The organism is Butyricimonas sp. RTP31003st1_G1_RTP31003_210430, from assembly GCF_040920905.1.
Classification (GTDB): Bacteria; Bacteroidota; Bacteroidia; order Bacteroidales; family Marinifilaceae; genus Butyricimonas; species Butyricimonas paravirosa.
Genome location: NZ_JBCOSQ010000012.1, coordinates 58076 through 78282 on the forward strand (window position 1 = coordinate 58076; position 20207 = coordinate 78282).

Sequence of the window (20207 nt, forward strand, 5' to 3'; positions counted from 1 at the left end):
ATTAAATCATTTATTTCTCTTGAACAACCCTCTCAAGACATCCGCCAGATCATCCAGGCTGTCATGAGAATCTGCATGAGGTATACTCTTTAACGCACCTAACTCCTGTTCGCCAATACCTATCTGCATCGGATAAACCAAAATACAACTATTTTTACAGAAATACTTGTTCAAATAAGTCGGGATCATCGTCATATTTCTCAAATAAGAGGGGTAATTCCTTCTACTCATCACGATCATCAAAGCATCATTTTCTTTTATATCACGGGATATGATCAGAAAATCATCCCAATTATTGAATTCATTAAACTCAACCTCGATATGATGCTTGGCATGTATATCCTGTAACACATTCAACACGGCAGTATCGGCATAAAACACGATCTTACTATTTGAATTCTTAGCCATATTCCACACTCGAATTACCCAGTAAGGGAAACCGATTTCTCTCTCTGCCCGGAACGGTACCACCACAACGTAACGTTTTATCGTGGATAAAGGCTGTGCCGGACGGTAAACTAATGTAGTCGTGGCACATTTTGATAATACCCGATCTGTCAGGTTCCCCAAAAAGGTATCAGAAATGACCCCTTCTTTGCGAAGTCCCAGTACAATATCAGTTATCTTATGCTCTTTCGTGGCATTTTTGATACCATTTACAATATCCTCATCATAACGCAAAGAGGTCACCAACTCGTTATCTGTTGCCGCGGCAGCTTTCGTTGCCTTTTCCAGTAACAGATTCGCTTTCTTCTCCGCCATACTGTCTCCCTCGTCCGCTTGAATCACGTTCAAAGCTGTCATCACGGCTTTTGCCTTTTTAGATTTAATCGTTACAGCCAAACTAACCAACTCCTCCACATTCTCGATATTACTCAATGGAATCAAAATGCGATCTTCTACTTCTTCACTATCCACGCTCTCATCTTCTGCAAACTCGGCCAAAGCCACCTCCTGCGCTCCTTTCTGCGTGGCAAAAGAGGCAATAATACAGGTCACCAAAATCATCACGATCGTACCATTCAACACGCTTTCATTCAGTAAACGAATCGGTTCTCCTTCCGGAGTTGTCCCCAAAATAACGTTATACCCCACCAGAACTGCCGCCAAAGTAGCCGCCGCCTGAGCATTACTCAATCCAAAAATCAATGTCCTTTCAGAAGCCGTAAACCGGAAGTTTTTTTGTGCCAGCCAAGCCGGGATAAACTTCGATACGGTTGCCACCACACACATGATAACAGCCACCCATATCGTGGTCAAATCATACAAAAACACGTGAAAATTCACCAACATTCCGACCCCGATCAGGAAAAACGGAATAAACAAAGCATTCCCCACGAACTCAATCCGGTTCATCAATGCCGACGTATTCGGAATCAAACGATTTAATGCCAATCCCGCCAAGAATGCCCCGATAATAGCCTCCAATCCTGCCGCCTCTGCCAAGAAAGAGGCAAAGAAAACAAGGCCCAGAACAAATATAAACTGCCCCACGCGATCATCATATCGTTTAAAATACCAGCGTCCGACAAAAGGAAATCCCCAAAGCACGATAAAAGCAAACACGAGCGTTGATACACCCAAACGTATCCAGAACCCTTGAGTCAACTCTCCCGTGGACATTCCCACGATAACCGCCAACACGAGCAAGGCCAGCAAACAAGTCACCACGGTCCCGCCAATCGTCACGTTGACCGCCCGATTCTTTGTGATTCCATATTTACTCACGATCGGATAAGTCACCAACGTGTGAGAGGCAAACATACTCGCCAATAAAATGGAAGTAGGATAAGAGAAATCCAATAAATAAACCCCGGCAAATGTTCCCAAAATCATCGGGATAAAGAACGTGTAAAGACCGAATATCAAACTCCGTTTACTATTCTTTTTAAAATCCGCCATATCAATTTCCAGCCCTGCCACGAACATGATATACAATAAACCCACTGTCCCGAACAACACGATACTACTATCCCGATCCATGATATGCAAGCCGTAAGGCCCGATCAAAGCACCGGCAATAATCAGACCGACAATATCCGGAATCTTAAAACGATGTAATACAAGTGGGGCAAACAGAATAATAAAAAGGATTACAGAAAAGATTAACACGGGATTCGTTAATGGTAATGTAACACTTAGTATATTCAGATTCAACATAAAAGGAATATTTTAGCCGGGTTTCTACTCTTTACATTACAAATTTATTCTTTTTTAATGAATAAAGAAGTAAAAAAAGATAAATTTGTCAGCGAAATCACCTTAACCTAAAAATAAGATGCAAACTACAACCCGTCTCTTTAGCCTATGTTTATTAATTCTAGTTTTTTACTCGTGCCAATCTTCCCCGGGAAAGAAACAACCGGTAGATTGGGTAGATCCGCAAATCGGCTCGGTACATGGCCGTTGGTTTTTCTATACCCCGGCCGCACTCCCTATGGGAATGGCCAAACTGGCCCCGACCACGAATGCCTACGGTAGCTATGGTAGCTGGTTACCCTGCGGATATGATGATCGACATTCTTCCATTGAAGGATTCGCCCATTTTCACGAGTTCCAAATCGGGGGCGTTGTAACGATTCCCACCACCGGGGAACTAAAAACCTTACCGGGCACATTAGAAGATCCGGATTCCGGGTATCGTTCACGCATCGACAAGGCAACAGAAATATCCTCTCCCGGTTATTACGCCGTAACTCTCACGGATTACAATATCAAAACAGAAATCACGGCAACCACCCGGACGGGTTTTCACCGCTATACCTTTCCCCAATCCGCCACGTCAAGAATACTATTTGACATCGGGCATAAACAAGGAGAAAGTGCCACCATCACGGATGCAGAAGTCACGTATCATCCGGAAACTAACGAAGTGACCGGATGGGTGGAAAACTACCCGATTTATGCCACATTCTGCCAGCCGGACGGGAAAATAAAAATCTACTTTGCCGCCAAACTGGACAAGCAACCGCAAACAATAGGAACATTTATTGACGAGAAGGTACAAGAAAACTCCAACACGGTAAAAGGTCCCGGATGCGGGCTATATCTCACCTTCCCGACAAAAGCGCATGAACAGGTACAAATGCAAGTCGGTCTATCCTATACCAGCATTGAAAACGCACGTAACAACCGAGATACAGAAGTTGCCGACAAAAGTTTCAATGACGTGAAAAATGCCGCCCGTCAAATTTGGAATGAAATGCTCGGTCGCATCCAAGTAGAAGGCGGAACCCCGGAAGATAAAACCAAATTTTATACCGGGCTCTACCATGCCCTACTCGGCAGGGGAATTGCCAATGACATAAACGGACAATACATTCGACATGATAAAACGATCGGCCAGATCCCTCTGGACAAAAACGGAATTCCCCTCTATTCCCATCACAATACTGACGGGATGTGGGGCGGTTTCTGGAACCTCACCCAAATATGGACATTAGCCTATCCTGAAATATATTCCAGCTACATAAAATCAAATCTGGACTTTTTCAAAAACTCCAGTTGGTTACACGACGGGGAGGCTGCCGGAGTATACACGAACGGAGTACAAACCAATTTCCAAGGATTAATCATATGTGCTGCCTATCAAGCCGGAATTCGTGATTTCAACATAGAAACAGCCTGGAGTGCCATCTGTAAAAACGAACTAGAATACAAAGGACGGGATATGGGGAACGGAAAATACGACAATGAATACTTTATCAAACAAGGCTTTGTTCCTTTGAAAGATTACCTGTATCCCAATAACTGGGTCTGCAACTTCGGGGCATCCCACACGCTGGAATACGCCTTCAGTTGTTACGCGGCGGCACAAATGGCCAAAGCTCTCGGGAAAACAGCCGCCTACAATACCCTTATACAGTACTCGTACGCCTACAAAAATCTATTCGACCCGGAAACAAAATATATGCGTCCCCGTGAAATGGATGGCAGTTTCATGAAAGACTTCGACCCTCTGAAAGGCTGGAAAGGATTCCAAGAAGGAAATGCCGCACAATACACCTGGTATGTTCCCCATGACATCCAAGGTTTGATAAACCTCATGGGAATCGATCTTTTCAACGAAAGACTGGAAAAAACATTTATCGAATCCCGGAAAACACAGTTTGGTGGAGGAAAAGAGATTGATAGTTTTTCCGGTGTCGAGAAATTATACAATCAAGGAAATCAACCCTGCCTACACGATGCTTGGCTATTCAACTATTCCGGCAAACCGTGGTTGACACAACTATACACCCGGTTAATCTGTGATGAGTTCTACGGAACCACACCGGAACACGGTTACGGCTACGGACAGGACGAAGATCAAGGACAATTAGGAGCCTGGTATGTCATGGCTGCCATGGGCTTATTCGACGTGCAGGGAGGAACCAACATCACCCCTTCTTACCAAATCGGTAGTCCTAAATTCCACAAAATCACGATCAAACTCGATCCCCGGTACTATTCCGGTAAAACACTCGTGATTGAAACAGAAAACAATGCTCCCGATCATTATTACGTGCAGTCCGCAACACTCAACGGGCAACCGTTAGAAGATTGCTGGTTCTATCGGCGGGAAATTATAAACGGCGGACACTTGAAACTACAAATAGATTCTACCCCCAATACCCGTTGGGGAATTGCATCCATGCCCCATTCCAAATAAACAAAACAAAAAAGTCCGAGCTTTAAACTCGGACTTTTCTACATATTAAAAACCATTATTTTACTTCCCAAACGTCTCCGCTGTTCAATAAATCTTCAACACAATGGATAGAAGATTTTGCCTTCACGTTCTCAATCTGGGCATCCAATGCATCATTATAAGTCGTACCTTCCACGTCACGGATCACACCTAAAGCCACGGGATATTCCGGAGCTTTCATGTGTACCAGCATCCAATGCATAGAAGGATTTTCGCTGTGAGCATCATGTACCATAATATCATCCAACGTGATACCATCCTTACCGATCTCAACAACTTTCAACTTACCGGCCTTCATATCAAACATGATACCTTTATCCTTGTTCTTTCCGAAAACCATCGGTTCGCCATGTCTCAAGATCAATTGACGCTCTTCCTTCATCTCTTTATCCGTGATAGCGGAGTGAACCCCGTCAGCAAAGATCACGCAGTTCTGAAGAATTTCCACGACAGCAGTACCTTTATGACGCACACCGGCCTCGATAACTTCTGCACTCAAGTTGATATTCATATCCAACGTACGAGCGAAGAATCTTCCTTGCGCACCGATTACCAACTCTCCCGGGTTAAACGGAGTTTCGATTGTCCCGTAAGGAGAAGTTTTAGTTTTCGTACCCAACTTCGTGGTCGGAGAATATTGTCCTTTCGTTAGCCCGTAAATCTCGTTATTAAACACCAAAGTGGTAATATCGATATTACGACGAATAGCATGAATAAAGTGGTTACCACCAATAGCCAAAGCGTCACCGTCACCGGAAACTTGAAGGATATTCAATTTCGGATTAGCACTTTTAGCTCCGGATGCGATAGCAGCAGCCCGTCCATGAATCGTATGGAAACCATAAGTATTCATGTAATAGGGGAAACGGGAAGAACATCCGATTCCGGAAATAACTGCCCACGATTCTTTCGGGTACCCCAATTCAGCCATGGCTTTCTGTACGGAGTTAATGATACCATGGTCACCGCAACCCGGACACCAACGAATCTCCTGGTTGCTCTTAAAATCTTTCGGTGTATATTGTTCTGCCATGATTATTTTCCTAATAATTCGGTTATTTTTTCTTTCAGCTCAACTACCGTGAAAGGTAATCCGGCCACTTTGTTATATTGATAATACGTGTAATGCGGGAATTTAGCTCTCAAATACTGTGCAAACTGTCCCAAGTTCAACTCGCAAACGATAATCTTCTTGAATTTACCAAGAACCTCATCCGTGTTCTTCGGAAGCGGGTTGATAAAGTTGAAATGAGCCAAGCTCACGTCTTTACCTTCTTCTCTCAATTCACGAACGACCGAGTACAAGTGACCGTAAGTACCACCCCACCCAACAACAAGAACATCTCCACCATCTTGATTTCCGAAAATCTCCTGTTGAGGAATACTGTCAGCGATCTTAGCCACCTTAGCATCACGTAAATCCGTCATAATTTGATGGTTTTCCGGCACGTAACTAATCTCTCCCGTTACATTTACCTTCTCCAAACCACCGATACGGTGTTCCAAACCTTTCGTTCCCGGTAAAGCCCACATTCTGGCCAAAGTCTCCGGATCACGTGCATACGGTTTATAATCATCACCTTCTTTAGCTACTCTCGGGGTAATAGAAGGATAATCTTTCAATGAAGGAATCTTCCACGGTTGAGCGCCATTACCCAAGAACCCGTCTGTCAACAGGACAACCGGAGTCATGTGTTCTACAGCTATTTTAGCAGCCCAGAAAGCATAGTCGAAACAGTTACCCGGGGTACTTGCAGCGACAACAGGCATAGGGCTTTCACCATTACGTCCGTAAAGAGCCTGCAACAAGTCGGATTGTTCCGTTTTCGTGGGAAGACCGGTTGAAGGACCACCACGTTGTACGTCAACAATTACCAATGGTAACTCCGCCATTACGGCTAAACCGGCAGCCTCGCTCTTCAAGGCCAAACCGGGACCTGAAGTTGTCGTGATGGCCAGATTACCCACGTAACTTGCACCGATAGAAGTACAAATTCCGGCAATCTCGTCCTCTGCCTGATAGGTCTTCACGCCTAAATCACGTCTCAACGCCAACTCTTGTAAAATATCAGTTGCCGGAGTGATAGGATAAGAACCGCAGAACAAAGGTAAATTCGCTTTTTCAGCAGCAGCTAGGAATCCCCATGCCGTAGCCTTATTACCGGTAATCGTCCGGTAACGTCCTTTCTCGATCTGAGCGGGAGCCACGTTGAAGTGTACAGCCAAAGCATGAACGTTAGAAGCATAGTTAAAACCACTTTCCAACACTTTCACGTTAGCACTTGCAATCTCCGGTTTCTTGGCAAACTTCTGGTTAATAAAATCTCTCGTGTGATCCACCGTACGGTCGAACATCCAGTAAATCATACCAAGAGCGAACATATTCTTACATTTAACGATAGACTTCTGATCCAGACCACTGTCTTTCAAAGCCTCTTCCGTTAAAGTCGTGATCTTCACGGGGACCACGTTATAATCTTGCAAGACTACATCTTCCAGCGGGTTTTCTTTATACCCGGCCTTTTCAATGTTCTTGTCTGTAAATGCATCCAAGTTCACGATAATCGTCGCACCTTTTTTTGCCCAACGCAAGTTAGCCTTTAAAGCGGCAGGATTCATCGCCACGAGCACGTCTGCAAAATCACCCGGAGTTTTAATGGGATCATTCCCAATATGTACTTGGAACCCGGAAACACCACCAACCGTACCTTGCGGGGCGCGTATTTCAGCAGGATAATCCGGAAACGTTGATACACCGTTTCCAAATAAAGCAGCAGCATCCGAGAATTGCTGGCCGGTCAATTGCATTCCATCTCCCGAATCTCCCGAGAAACGAATCACAATGTCTTTTTTGTCGATAACTTCTGTCTTTTCACTCATGACTTAGTTACTTGTTCTTAAATATTAAATTATAAATTATATTCTATAATATCACGCAAATTTTATGTTGTAAAACATGCGTAAAGGTAGCCAATAGAAATATCTAAACAAGTTTGTATCAGTATTTTTTTCTTTTCAGATATTGCCTTGACAATCAAGTCAGAGCATGTCAAAAAACATATTTTTCGACACAAATAAAATAAAACAATTCTAAACAACACATCTTTTTCCGTCGTTTTTCGGTTACTTTCTTGTTACGATTGAAAATTCCAGCGATAAAATCTCTTTCAATATGGAACAAAATCAGTCTTTAAATTGTATAGATAATAAGTTTTGTATAATTTTATCAAGTAAACACCTACACGGCTATAAGTTATTTAAAATACACTTACTATGAAAAACCATTTGATTCTACTCTGCCTGCTACTTGTACTGATAAGTTGTGGAAAGAAATCATCTATCACCGATTTCATTGATAATCCGGATGATTCACGAAATCCTTACACCATCAGTTCTACCCATGTAGGAACAATTTCAAGAGGTACGAACATCCATCAGCTCTACTCTATATTCCCAGCGAAACAAATCAAACTCACCAAAAACAAAGGTGGGTTCTTCAATCAGGAATTTGATGACTATAATGTGTATGATGCAAACGGGAAACTATTATTCACGGCGACTCCGGAAGTTGCCGGAGATACCAGTTCATTCATTAATCGCATCATCATCCGGGACACGTCATTCAAAACACCGGAAGGAATCGGCCTAAACTCCAACCTGGGACAAATACGGGATGCTTATCACAACATCGACTATCTTCCTGCCTCGGGAGAGATTGTTGTTTCCGTTCCGAAAGTCAGCACCAGTTTCTTAATCAACAAAGCAACTTTGGATGATTCATGGTGGGACAACAACACGAACCAAATCATAGCAAAGAACATCCCGGACAGTGCAAAGATCGACGGGGTTGTCGTATTTTGGAACACGAAAGAATCTCAGCAGATTCCAGCCGTCTTCACGGCAACATTCTGGAATGAAATGCTGACAAAACTAATTACTTGGTGTGTTATTCAACTTCCATCAATCGTGATTCTTATTATTTTATTCGTTTCATTACTCCGAGCCTTACGATTCACAACCCGAAAAATGAAAAAGCTCGCTATCAACAAAGCCTACAAAGCTGAAAATATTGACAACAACGAGGCAGAAAAACGAATTAACACACTCACAGGAATCATATATGGCATCGGAAGAATCTTCCTATGGGTAATCTTTTTGCTAATCCTACTCGGGAAATTCAATATCAACATAGCCCCTATTCTGGCCAGTGCCGGAATTGTCGGGTTAGCCGTCGGTTTCGGAGCCCAGGAATTAGTCAGGGATTTCATATCCGGTTTCTTTATTCTACTGGAAGATCAGCTACGCACCGGAGACTGGGCGGTAATTAACGGAACGGAAGGATTGGTTGAAAAAATAGAATTAAGAACCGTTACTCTACGAGATAGTTCAGGCACCGTACACATTTTCCAAAACGGGAAAATAGACACGCTCTCCAATATGACCAAAGAATGGTCTGCCATTGTCCTGCAAATCGGGATCGGTTACAAGGAAGACACGGATAATGCCGTCATGCTCATGCAACAAGTCGGAGACGAAATGTTCAATGACCCTGTTTACAAAGAAATGATGCTCGAACCCGTGGCCATCAGCGGGGTAAACGACTTTGCCGATAGTGCCGTGGTCATTCGCCTTGTTATCAAGACAAAACCCATGCAACAATGGGCCGTTGGCCGGGAATATCGCCGTCGTCTGAAAAAAGTATTCGACGCTAAAAACGTGGAATTCCCCTTCCCGTACCGTACACTAACCTGGGGTGACAGTTCTAACCCTATAAAACTGAAAATAGAACCGGCAGACTCGGACTCGAAATAACTTTTACCTTTTAGTTATTAACTTTTAATTCGCACGCACATGGCCCGTTTTCTCAAAGACCGCACGAAATCACAAGGAGCCGCACCCGGCTCCCTGATCTTCATCGGCAAACAAAAAATGACGAAAAACTCCATTCAGGTTATTCAATACACTTCAGAAGGAATTAAAGAGTTCTTTCCCGAAACCATGGAAAACATTGTAAATGTAGTATCCAACGACCACATGACCTGGATCAACATTTCCGGTCTGCAAAACACGAAACTAATTGCAGACATGGGAAAGGCTTTCGATATATCTTCCTTGTTTCTGGAAGACATTCTAAACACGGATCAACGCCCCCGGTTCAGTGAAGAATCCGACCATTTATATATTATTGCCAAATCCTTCTATTTCGGTAAAGACGACGGGATTGTTCACATGGAACAACTCTCTTTTATTGTCGGTTCCCATTACCTGATCACCATTCAGGAGACAGATGCCAATTATTTCAAGGATGTAAAAAAACGCCTATACGACGGGAAAACCCGCATACGCTCTTTCGGAACGGATTATCTCTGTTATGCACTACTGGATACGCTGGTAGATAGCTACATCATTAACCTGGAAATACTAGGAGCTGCCATAGAAGAACGCGGTAAAACAATTTTAGAGGCGGACGTTAAAGTCGTAGAAGACCTTTACCACTATAAAACAGAACTTTCATACATCCGAAAAAATGTACGCCCGTTCAAAGAAGTCACAACTCGTTTCATAAATTGTGATTCACCCTTGATAAACCAAAACACGTACACTTATTTACATGATTTGGACGATCTGGTTGTACAAGCCCAAGAAGCCATCGAGATATACTATTCCATGGTCTCCGATCAAATAAATCTCTATCAAACTAATATTGGAAACCGACAAAATGATGTTATGAAAGTGTTGACAATCTTTTCAACCATTTTCATCCCACTTACTTTCATCGCCGGTATCTACGGAATGAACTTCGAATATATCCCAGAACTAAAACACCACTACGCCTATTTTATCCTCTGGGGCATCATGGTGGTCATCACCATCACCATGCTCCTCTACTTCAAAAGAAAAAAATGGCTCTAATAATTTCAAATTTTAGATTTTAGATTTTTATCACACAATCTAAAATCTAAAATTATCAAGCTTGTCCCTGCGGTTCCAAATCCACCGGGAACATGGGAGCCATAGGGCCGCCTTCCGGTAAATTGATTTTCCCGAAATCAATCTCGAATCTCCGAACATTATCTTGTAATGCCAGTAACAAACGTTTCGCGTGTTCCGGGGTCAAAATAATACGGCTTTTCACTTCAGCCTTGGGCATCCCCGGCATAATACGGATAAAGTCAATAATAAACTCGGAGGAAGAATGAGAAATAATTGACAGATTCGAATAAGTTCCTTGTGCGACATCTCGATTTAATTCAATATCAAATTGTTGTTTTTTCTCTTCCATAATAGTCCTTGGTTAATAGCTTATACAAACAATAAAGGCGCCTTGCGGCGCCTCTATCTATTCTTTATTTTTCCATCCTTTCGAGGTCAGCCTTAGAACCTACAATCAGACTTCTAAATTCTTTCATACCTGTTCCCACCGGTATCAAGTGACCGCAAATCACGTTTTCTTTCAAGCCTTCCAATGGATCGACTTTACCATAAATTGCAGCTTCATTCAATACTTTCGTGGTTTCCTGGAATGATGCGGCAGAAATAAAGCTTGCCGTCTGCAATGCAGCACGGGTAATACCCTGTAATACCTGAGCTGAAGTTGCGGGTACAGCATCTCTAGCCTCTACCACTTTCAAGTCTCTACGTTTCAATTGTGAGTTAATATCTCTCAACATACGTACAGAGATAATCTGTCCCGGTTTCACCCGATCCGAATCCCCGGCTTCCAGTACGACCTTCTTACCGTAAATTGCATCGTTTTCTTCCATGAACTCACTCTTGTCCACCACTTGATTCTCTAAGAATCTCGTATCTCCGGCATCTTGGATCAATACCTTACGCATCATCTGGTGTACAATGATCTCGAAATGCTTATCGTTGATCTTCACACCCTGCATCCGGTATACATCCTGTACCTCGTTCACGATATACTCCTGAACCTTAATCGGTCCCTCGATATTCAAAATATCAGTCGGGGTAATTGCACCGTCAGATAGCGGGGTTCCAGCACGTACATAATCGTTCTCCTGCACCAAAATCTGTTTTGATAAAGAAACCAGATATTTCTTCACCTCTCCGGCTTTTGATGTCACGATAATTTCACGATTACCGCGTTTGATCTTACCGTAAGTTACCTCACCGTCAATTTCCGATACAACGGCCGGATTCGACGGGTTACGAGCCTCGAACAACTCGGTAACACGCGGAAGACCTCCCGTGATATCGCCTGCTTTACCAACAGCTCTCGGAATCTTGGCAATGGTACTACCGGCAACAACCTCAGCTCCTTCCTTCACGACAATGTGGGCGCCTACCGGTAAGTTGTAACTCTTCACCGTGTTTCCTTCCGCATCATTGATACACAAAGCAGGCGCTTTCATCTTGTCACGGAACTCGATAATGATCATCTCCCTAAATCCGGTGGTTTCATCGGATTCTTCCTTATAGGTTTCACCCTCGATCAAGTTTTCCAACCCAACCGTACCGGAGAATTCGGTAATGATCAAAGCATTGAACGGGTCCCATTCGCAAAGCAATTCACCCTTGCTGATCTCCTGTCCATCCTTCACGAACAATTTAGCACCGTAAGGGATAGCATGAGAAATCAATATAATATTCGTGTTCTTATCCAATATACGCAACTCCGTCAAACGTCCTACAACCACGTCACAGGTCGTTCCGTTATCTTGCGTGTACTCAACAGAACGTAATTCTTCATACTCAACATAACCATCATACTTCGCTTTCAAAGAGTTTTCGCTGGAAATATTTCCCGCAGTACCTCCCACGTGGAAGGTTCTCAATGTCAACTGAGTACCCGGCTCACCGATAGACTGTGCAGCGATAACCCCGACAGCCTCACCTTTCTCAACCATGCGGCTGGTAGCCAAGTTACGCCCGTAACATTTAGCACAAACGCCCTTCTTCGCCTCGCAAGTCAATACAGAACGAACTTCAACACGCTCGATCGGGGAGTTCTCGATAATATCGGCAACTACCTCCGTGATCTCATCTCCTGAAGCCACGATCAATTCACCCGTATTCGGATGATAAATATCATGCACGGAAACACGTCCTAAAATTCTCTCTGATAAAGAAGATACGATCTCCTCGTTATTCTTGATAGCCGAAATGGTAATACCTCTCAACGTACCGCAATCTTCCTCGGTAATCGTGATATCGTTAGCCACGTCAACCAAACGACGAGTCAAATATCCGGCATCTGCAGTCTTCAATGCGGTATCGGCCAAACCTTTACGGGCTCCGTGGGTTGAAATAAAGTACTCCAACACCGAAAGTCCCTCTTTAAAGTTTGCCAAGATCGGGTTCTCGATAATCTGTCCCCCGGTAGCACCTGATTTCTGCGGTTTTGCCATCAATCCACGCATACCTCCCAACTGACGAATCTGCTCACGAGATCCACGGGCTCCGGAATCCAACATCATGTAGATAGAATTGAATCCTTGGTCGTCCGCAGCCAATTGTTTCATCAACGTGGCGGTCAGGTTCGCATTCACGTGTGTCCAAATATCAATAATCTGGTTATATCTTTCATTATTGGTAATGAATCCCATGTTATAGTTCGCCATTACCTCTTCAACTTGGTCATATCCTTCTTGTAACAAATCTTGTTTGTTCTCCGGAACGATAACGTCTCCCAAGTTGAAAGACAAACCTCCCTCAAATGCCTTACGATAACCCAAATCCTTAATATCATCCAAGAATTTAGCCGTCACGTCCACACCGCAACGTTTGAACACGTCACCGATAATGTCACGCAACGCTTTTTTCGTAATCAACGTATTGATGTAAGGATAATTTTTCGGGGTGAACTGGTTCAAAATCACACGACCAACCGTTGTTTTGATCATATGCCTGATCGGTTGACCGTCCTTGTCCACGTTATCAATCTTCACCTCGATTTCAGCATGCAAGTCTACGGCTCTCTCGTTGAAAGCGATAATCACTTCCTCTGGAGAATAGAACTTCAATCCTTCACCCTTCACGCCCTTTCTCGGTTTCGTGATATAGTACAAACCGAGTACCATATCCTGAGAAGGCACAGTGATAGGCGCACCGTTAGCTGGGTTCAAAATGTTATGAGAACACAACATTAAAATCTGAGCTTCCAGCACGGCCTCATTACCTAATGGTAAGTGTACGGCCATCTGGTCACCGTCGAAGTCGGCGTTGAATCCGGTACAAGCCAACGGGTGCAAACGGATTGCCTTACCCTCGATCAATTTCGGTTGGAATGCCTGAATACCCAAACGGTGCAGGGTCGGGGCACGGTTTAACAATACCGGGTGACCTTTCAACACGTTTTCAAGAATATCCCAAACGATCGGATCACGACGATCCACGATCTTCTTGGCACTCTTCACCGTCTTCACGATACCGCGCTCGATCAGCTTACGGATAATAAACGGCATATACAATTCAGCCGCCATATCTTTCGGAAGACCACACTCGTGCATCTTCAAGTCCGGACCTACAACGATTACCGAACGTGCAGAGTAGTCAACACGCTTACCTAACAAGTTCTGACGGAAACGCCCTTGTTTACCTTTCAAACTGTCGGAAAGAGACTTTAACGGTCTGTTATTTTCAATCTTAACCGCGTTGGATTTACGAGAATTATCGAATAATGAATCTACGGCCTCCTGTAACATACGTTTTTCATTACGCAAGATTACATCCGGAGCCTTGATTTCGATCAATCTCTTCAAACGATTATTACGGATAATCACCCGTCTATACAAATCGTTCAAATCGGAAGTAGCAAAACGACCTCCGTCCAACGGAACCAACGGACGCAATTCAGGCGGTATCACAGACAACACCTTCACGATCATCCATTCCGGCTTATTAATTTCTTTACTTTCACGGAAAGCCTCTACGACTTGGAGACGTTTCAACGCCTCGTTCTTTCTCTGTTGAGAAGTCTCCGTGTTTGCTTTATTTCTTAAATCGTATGAAAGATCATCCAAATTCAAACGTTCCAACAACATGGAAATAGCTTCCGCTCCCATCTTGGCAATAAACTTGTTTGGATCATCATCATCCAGATATTGATTATCCGTCGGAAGCTTATCCAGAATATCCAAATACTCTTCTTCCGTCAGGAAATCCATCGTTTTGATACCGGAATCCCCCATGATACCCGGGTTTACAACCACGTATCTCTCGTAGTAAATAACGGTATCCAGTTTCTTGGAAGGTAACCCTAACAAGTAACCGATTTTATTTGGTAACGACTTGAAATACCAGATATGAGCCACCGGAACCACCAACTGGATATGTCCCATACGCTCACGTCTAACCTTCTTCTCCGTAACCTCAACACCACAACGGTCACAAACGATACCCTTATAACGAATACGTTTATATTTACCGCAATGACATTCATAATCCTTCACCGGACCGAAGATACGTTCGCAGAACAAACCGTCGCGTTCGGGTTTGTAAGTACGATAGTTAATCGTCTCCGGTTTTAATACAGCACCACTGGACCGTTCCAGAATTTCTTCCGGGGAAGCCAATCCAATAGCGATTTTAGTAAAATTTTTTACTTTATTGTCTTTTCTGAAGGCCATATTCTAGATTTTAGATTTTAGATTTTAGATTTACAATTACATGGATCGTAAATCTAAAATCATAAATCAACAATTATATTAAATTAACGCTCAATCCCAACCCACGAAGTTCATGCAACAACACGTTGAATGATTCCGGAATTCCGGGTGTCGGAAGAGGTTCACCTTTCACGATATGCTCGTAAGTTTTGGTTCTACCCATCACGTCGTCAGACTTCACGGTCAAGATTTCCTGCAAGATGTGTGATGCTCCGAAAGCCTCAAGAGCCCAAACCTCCATCTCTCCGAAACGCTGACCTCCGAACTGAGCTTTACCTCCAAGAGGTTGCTGCGTGATCAACGAGTAGGGTCCGATAGAACGAGCATGCATCTTGTCATCAACCATGTGTCCCAGTTTCAGCATGTAGATCACACCCACGGTTGCCGGCTGGTCGAAACGTTCTCCCGTTCCTCCATCATACAGATAGGTGGTTCCGAATCTAGGCACACCTGCCTCGTCCGTGTATTTGTTGATATCGTCCAAAGAGGCACCATCAAAAATAGGAGTTGCAAACTTCAATCCCAAATTCTTTCCGGCCCAACCCAACACGGTTTCGAATACCTGTCCCAAGTTCATACGGGAAGGCACACCCAGCGGATTCAAACAAATATCAACCGGAGTTCCGTCAGACAAGAACGGCATATCCTCTACCCTTACCACGCGGGATACAATACCCTTGTTACCGTGACGTCCTGCCATCTTATCACCGATTTGCAATTTACGTTTCTTAGCCACGTAAACCTTAGCCATCTTGATAATTCCGGAAGGAAGCTCGTCACCGACGGTAGCGTTATACTTCTTACGTTTAATTTGTCCTTCGATCTCCTTGTACTTGATGATATAATTATGCAACAAGTCACGGATCATATCATTTCTTTGCTTATCGGTCGTCCACTTGTTCGGGTTGATTTGCAAGAAGTCCATGTTCTGCAACATCTTGTAAGAGAACTTCACTCCCTTCGGAACAATATCCTCGTTCAAGTAATTCTTCACGCCTTGCGAAGTCTTACCATTTACCAACTCGAATAATTTGTCGATCAATAAAGTAGTCAAATCTCCGACTTTACGTTGGAATTGTTCATCCAGTTCGGCCAAGAGGTTCTTGCCGGCAGCTTTCGTTTTCCGATCACTTACCGTACGCTGGAACAACTTCTTATCAATAATAACACCTTTCAATGAAGGAGAAGCTTTCAATGAAGCATCTTTCACATCACCGGCTTTATCACCGAAGATTGCTCTCAGCAATTTTTCCTCCGGACTAGGATCAGACTCTCCTTTCGGGGTAATCTTACCAATCAGGATATCTCCCGGTTGAACACGAGCCCCCACGCGAATGATTCCGTTTTCATCCAAATCCTTCGTGGCCTCCTCACTTACGTTTGGAATATCAGCCGTCAACTCTTCCAATCCACGTTTCGTTTCACGAACTTCCAGAGAATACTCGTCCACGTGAACAGATGTAAAGACATCATTCCGCACGATATTCTCGGAGATCACGATAGCATCCTCGTAGTTGTATCCTTTCCACGGCATGAATGCCACTTTCAAGTTCCGTCCGAGTGCCAATTCTCCCTTTTCTGAAGAGTATCCTTCCGTCAATATCTGCCCTTCTTCCACACGTTGACCTTTTCTCACGATCGGTTTCAACGTGATCGTCGTACTCTGGTTTGTACGTTGGTATTTCGGCAGGTAATATTCTTTCGTATCGGGTTCAAAGCTTACAAAAGCCTCTTCTTCCGTACGGTCATATTTAACAACAATTTTGCGTCCGTCAACAAAAGCGATCACTCCCGGGCCCTCTGCAACAACCTGTGTTCTGGAATCCTTGATCAAATTGGCCTCCAAACCGGTTCCCACGATCGGGGATTGCGGAGAAATAATCGGAACTGCCTGACGCATCATGTTCGATCCCATCAACGCACGGTTGGCATCATCATGCTCCAAGAACGGGATCAAAGACGCTGCGATAGATGCAATCTGATTCGGGGCAACATCGATCAAATCGACATCCTCTCCGGCTGCCAACGGGAAGTCCGCATCTTTTCTGGCTTTTACCCATTTATTCGTAAACTTGCCATCTTCATCGATAGCAGAACTTGCCTGGGCAATCACCAACTCCTCCTCTTCCTCTGCCGAATAGTAGCGTACCCCTTCCTCGGAAAGGTCCACGATACCATTATTCACCTTACGGTAAGGTGTTTCGATAAATCCTAGATCGTTGATCTTAGCGTACACGCAGAGAGAAGAAATCAAACCGATATTCGGTCCCTCCGGCGTCTCGATCGGACACAAACGACCATAGTGAGTATAGTGTACGTCACGCACCTCGAATCCGGCACGATCTCTGGAAAGACCACCGGGTCCCAAGGCTGACATACGTCTCTTGTGAGTAATCTCGGCCAATGGATTCGTCTGATCCATGAACTGAGATAACGCATTCGTTCCGAAGAACGAGTTGATCACGGAAGACAAAATCTTCGAGTTGATCAAATCAACCGGGGTGAAAACCTCGTTGTCACGCACGTTCATTCTTTCACGAATCGTACGGGCCATACGGGCCAATCCCACTCCGAATTGATTATATAATTGTTCACCGACAGTACGTACACGACGATTACTCAAGTGATCAATATCGTCCACGTCAGTCTTAGCGTTCAACAAGCGAATCAAATATTTGATGATCTCGATAATATCCTCTTTCGTCAAGACACGGATATCCGGATCTGTTGCAAGTCCCAATTTTTTGTTTAACTTGTAACGTCCCACGTCACCCAAATCGTAACGTTTATCAGAGAAGAACAACTTGTCGATCACATCGCGGGCAGTAGCCTCGTCAGGCGGCTCCGAACTACGCAATTGCCTGTAAATATGTAATACAGCCTCTTTCTCCGAGTTACAGGGGTCTTTTTGTAACGTGTTATATATAATGGCATAATCTGCCAGATTTTGCATCTCCTTGTGAAGAAGGATCGTCTTCGCACCTGACTCGACAATCGCATCAATATGCTCAGGCTCCAGTACTGTTTCACGGTCAACGATAATCTCGTTACGCTCGATAGAAACAACTTCACCGGTATCTTCATCAACGAAATCTTCAATCCAAGATTTCAAAACACGAGCAGCCAACCGTCTACCAACGACTTTCTTCAACCCCGTACGGGAAACATTCACTTCATCAGCCAGACCGAATATTTCAAGAATATCCTTATCCGTTTCAAAACCGATAGCCCGTAAAAGAGTAGTTACCGGTAATTTTTTCTTCCGGTCGATATACGCGTACATCACGTTATTGATGTCCGTGGCAAACTCGATCCAGGAACCCTTGAACGGAATAATTCTAGCGGAATAAAGCTTCGTACCATTCGCATGAATACTCTGCCCGAAGAAAACACCGGGAGACCTGTGTAACTGAGAAACGACCACTCGCTCTGCTCCATTGATCACGAAAGTACCTTTCGGGGTCATGTAAGGAACATTTCCTAAATATACATCCTCGATAACGGTATCAAAATCTTCATGTTCCGGATCTGTACAGTACAACTTCAGTTTCGCCTTCAAGGGTGCGCCATAAGTCAATCCCTGACCCAGACACTCCTCGATCGTGTAGCGAGGCGGATCTATAAAATAGTCCAAAAATTCCAAAACAAAGTTGTTCCGAGTATCAGTAATAGGAAAATTCTCCTTGAAAACCGTGTAAAGGCCTTCATTCTTTCTGTTCTCAGGCGTGGTACCTAATTGAAAAAAGTCCTTGAAAGACTTTAATTGCACTTCAAGAAAATCAGGGTATTCCAACTGATTCTTTATCGATGCAAAGCTTATTCTATTGTTTGAATTATATGAAGACATCTATTATTTTTTTTGAACCTAAACAATCATAACAACAAAATGGTTTAGAGTCCACATGAGACTCTAAACCTGGAAAAACCAACCGGTTTTATTTTATTTAAGTTCAACTTCAGCTCCTGCTTCTTCTAATTGAGTCTTCAACGAGTTAGCCTCTTCTTTAGAAACTTTTTCTTTCAATGGAGCCGGAGCCTTGTCAACTACTTCTTTAGCCTCTTTCAATCCAAGACCGGTCAATTCTTTCACTAACTTAACAACAGCTAATTTAGCAGCACCAGCTGATTTAAGAATTACATCGAATTCAGTTTGCTCTGCTTCAGCGGCAGCAGCACCACCAGCTGCAGGAGCAGCAACAGCTACAGCAGCAGCTGCAGGTTCGATTCCGTACTCTTCTTTTAAAATGTCAGCTAATTCTTTTACATCTTTTACGGTAAGGTTTACTAGCTCTTCTGCAAGTTTTTTCAAATCTGCCATTTCTATACTATTTAAAATTGTTTGTTTACTAAACTATAAAAATTATTCTTTTTCAGAAAGTGTTTTAACAACACCAGCGATGGTATTTTGTCCGGATTGCAATGCGGAAATAACATTCTGCATCGGTGCCTGCAACATTGCGATAATGTCTGCAATCAACTCCTCCTTAGACTTGATACTGATCAACGATTCAAGCTGATCCTCGCCAACATAAGCACATTCTTCTACGAATGCGGCCTTGAATACCGGTTTGTCTTTAGTCTTACGGAACTCTTTAATCAGTTTTGCAGGACCGTTTCCGGTGTCGCTCAACATGATCGCGCTATCGCCTTTCAACGCGGAAAAAATTTCCTCGTAGTTGTTGGTAGCGTTTTCCAAAGCCTTTTTCAACAACGTGTTCTTCACTTGCACCAGTTTGATGTTAGCATCAAAGCAAGCCCGACGCAAAGCCTGAGTGTCTACCGCGTCAAGACCGGAGATGTCACTAACATACAAGTGCTTGTAAGAATTCACTTGCTCCGTCAAGGTTTCTATTACGACTTTTTTATCTTCTTTTTTCATACTACTG

The 20207-nt window shown here is 43.7% G+C and carries 11 protein-coding genes; 3 read left to right on the top strand and 8 right to left on the bottom strand.

Translation table 11 applies throughout. The features are described from left to right. Nucleotides 1–6 precede the first annotated feature (6 nt). Nucleotides 7–2160, bottom strand: a complete 2154-nt coding sequence (locus AB5542_RS05585) for a cation:proton antiporter (RefSeq protein WP_087420811.1) — start codon at nucleotides 2158–2160, stop codon at nucleotides 7–9. Nucleotides 2161–2278: 118 nt separating this feature from the next. Here AB5542_RS05585 and AB5542_RS05590 point away from each other — a divergent pair, with 118 nt between their 5' ends. Beyond that, a complete protein-coding gene (locus tag AB5542_RS05590; RefSeq protein ID WP_279040099.1) occupies nucleotides 2279–4651 on the top strand; it encodes a GH92 family glycosyl hydrolase in 2373 nt (790 codons plus the stop codon). A 55-nt stretch (nucleotides 4652–4706) separates the two neighbouring features. On the opposite strand, the gene AB5542_RS05595 is transcribed toward AB5542_RS05590, so the two are convergent. Together AB5542_RS05595 and AB5542_RS05600 are read right to left on the bottom strand one after the other, a co-directional pair. Next, the gene (locus tag AB5542_RS05595; RefSeq protein ID WP_118305293.1) at nucleotides 4707–5723 is read right to left on the bottom strand and encodes a 2-oxoacid:ferredoxin oxidoreductase subunit beta; all 1017 of its coding nucleotides are present in this window, start codon (nucleotides 5721–5723) and stop codon (nucleotides 4707–4709) included. Between the two features lie 2 nt (nucleotides 5724–5725). Further along, a complete protein-coding gene (locus AB5542_RS05600; RefSeq protein WP_087420808.1) occupies nucleotides 5726–7570 on the bottom strand; it encodes a 2-oxoacid:acceptor oxidoreductase subunit alpha in 1845 nt (614 codons plus the stop codon). A gap of 393 nt (nucleotides 7571–7963) precedes the next feature. Between AB5542_RS05600 and AB5542_RS05605 the strand changes: the two genes are divergently transcribed. Both AB5542_RS05605 and corA read left to right on the top strand, forming a co-directional pair. Next, a complete protein-coding gene (locus AB5542_RS05605) occupies nucleotides 7964–9502 on the top strand; it encodes a mechanosensitive ion channel family protein (RefSeq protein ID WP_279040096.1) in 1539 nt (512 codons plus the stop codon). Nucleotides 9503–9541: 39 nt separating this feature from the next. Further along, nucleotides 9542–10603: a magnesium/cobalt transporter CorA gene (gene corA, locus AB5542_RS05610; protein WP_118305292.1), complete on the top strand. Its 1062-nt coding sequence runs from the start codon at nucleotides 9542–9544 to the stop codon at nucleotides 10601–10603. Between the two features lie 55 nt (nucleotides 10604–10658). On the opposite strand, the gene AB5542_RS05615 is transcribed toward corA, so the two are convergent. The 5 genes from AB5542_RS05615 to rplJ form a co-directional block, all read right to left on the bottom strand. Beyond that, nucleotides 10659–10973, bottom strand: coding sequence for a DUF3467 domain-containing protein (locus AB5542_RS05615; RefSeq protein WP_087420806.1), 315 nt, complete (start codon nucleotides 10971–10973; stop codon nucleotides 10659–10661). Nucleotides 10974–11037: 64 nt separating this feature from the next. Next, nucleotides 11038–15282, bottom strand: a complete 4245-nt coding sequence (gene rpoC / locus AB5542_RS05620; RefSeq protein ID WP_087420805.1) for a DNA-directed RNA polymerase subunit beta' — start codon at nucleotides 15280–15282, stop codon at nucleotides 11038–11040. A gap of 73 nt (nucleotides 15283–15355) precedes the next feature. Continuing rightward, nucleotides 15356–19168 (bottom strand): DNA-directed RNA polymerase subunit beta, encoded by a 3813-nt coding sequence (gene rpoB, locus AB5542_RS05625; RefSeq protein ID WP_118305291.1) that lies wholly within the window; start codon nucleotides 19166–19168, stop codon nucleotides 15356–15358. A 93-nt stretch (nucleotides 19169–19261) separates the two neighbouring features. Further along, nucleotides 19262–19639 carry a 50S ribosomal protein L7/L12 gene (gene rplL, locus AB5542_RS05630; RefSeq protein ID WP_018339636.1) on the bottom strand — a complete coding sequence of 126 codons (378 nt, stop codon included), beginning with the start codon at nucleotides 19637–19639 and terminating at the stop codon, nucleotides 19262–19264. A gap of 42 nt (nucleotides 19640–19681) precedes the next feature. Next, a complete protein-coding gene (rplJ, locus tag AB5542_RS05635) occupies nucleotides 19682–20200 on the bottom strand; it encodes a 50S ribosomal protein L10 (RefSeq protein ID WP_087420802.1) in 519 nt (172 codons plus the stop codon). Nucleotides 20201–20207 lie beyond the last annotated feature (7 nt).

Coding starts and splice junctions, on each gene's coding strand:
- AB5542_RS05585 (WP_087420811.1), bottom strand. CDS start 2,160: ATGTTGAATCTGAATATACTAAGTGTTACATTACCATTAACGAATCCC.
- AB5542_RS05590 (WP_279040099.1), top strand. CDS start 2,279: ATGCAAACTACAACCCGTCTCTTTAGCCTATGTTTATTAATTCTAGTT.
- AB5542_RS05595 (WP_118305293.1), bottom strand. CDS start 5,723: ATGGCAGAACAATATACACCGAAAGATTTTAAGAGCAACCAGGAGATT.
- AB5542_RS05600 (WP_087420808.1), bottom strand. CDS start 7,570: ATGAGTGAAAAGACAGAAGTTATCGACAAAAAAGACATTGTGATTCGT.
- AB5542_RS05605 (WP_279040096.1), top strand. CDS start 7,964: ATGAAAAACCATTTGATTCTACTCTGCCTGCTACTTGTACTGATAAGT.
- corA (WP_118305292.1), top strand. CDS start 9,542: ATGGCCCGTTTTCTCAAAGACCGCACGAAATCACAAGGAGCCGCACCC.
- AB5542_RS05615 (WP_087420806.1), bottom strand. CDS start 10,973: ATGGAAGAGAAAAAACAACAATTTGATATTGAATTAAATCGAGATGTC.
- rpoC (WP_087420805.1), bottom strand. CDS start 15,282: ATGGCCTTCAGAAAAGACAATAAAGTAAAAAATTTTACTAAAATCGCT.
- rpoB (WP_118305291.1), bottom strand. CDS start 19,168: ATGTCTTCATATAATTCAAACAATAGAATAAGCTTTGCATCGATAAAG.
- rplL (WP_018339636.1), bottom strand. CDS start 19,639: ATGGCAGATTTGAAAAAACTTGCAGAAGAGCTAGTAAACCTTACCGTA.
- rplJ (WP_087420802.1), bottom strand. CDS start 20,200: ATGAAAAAAGAAGATAAAAAAGTCGTAATAGAAACCTTGACGGAGCAA.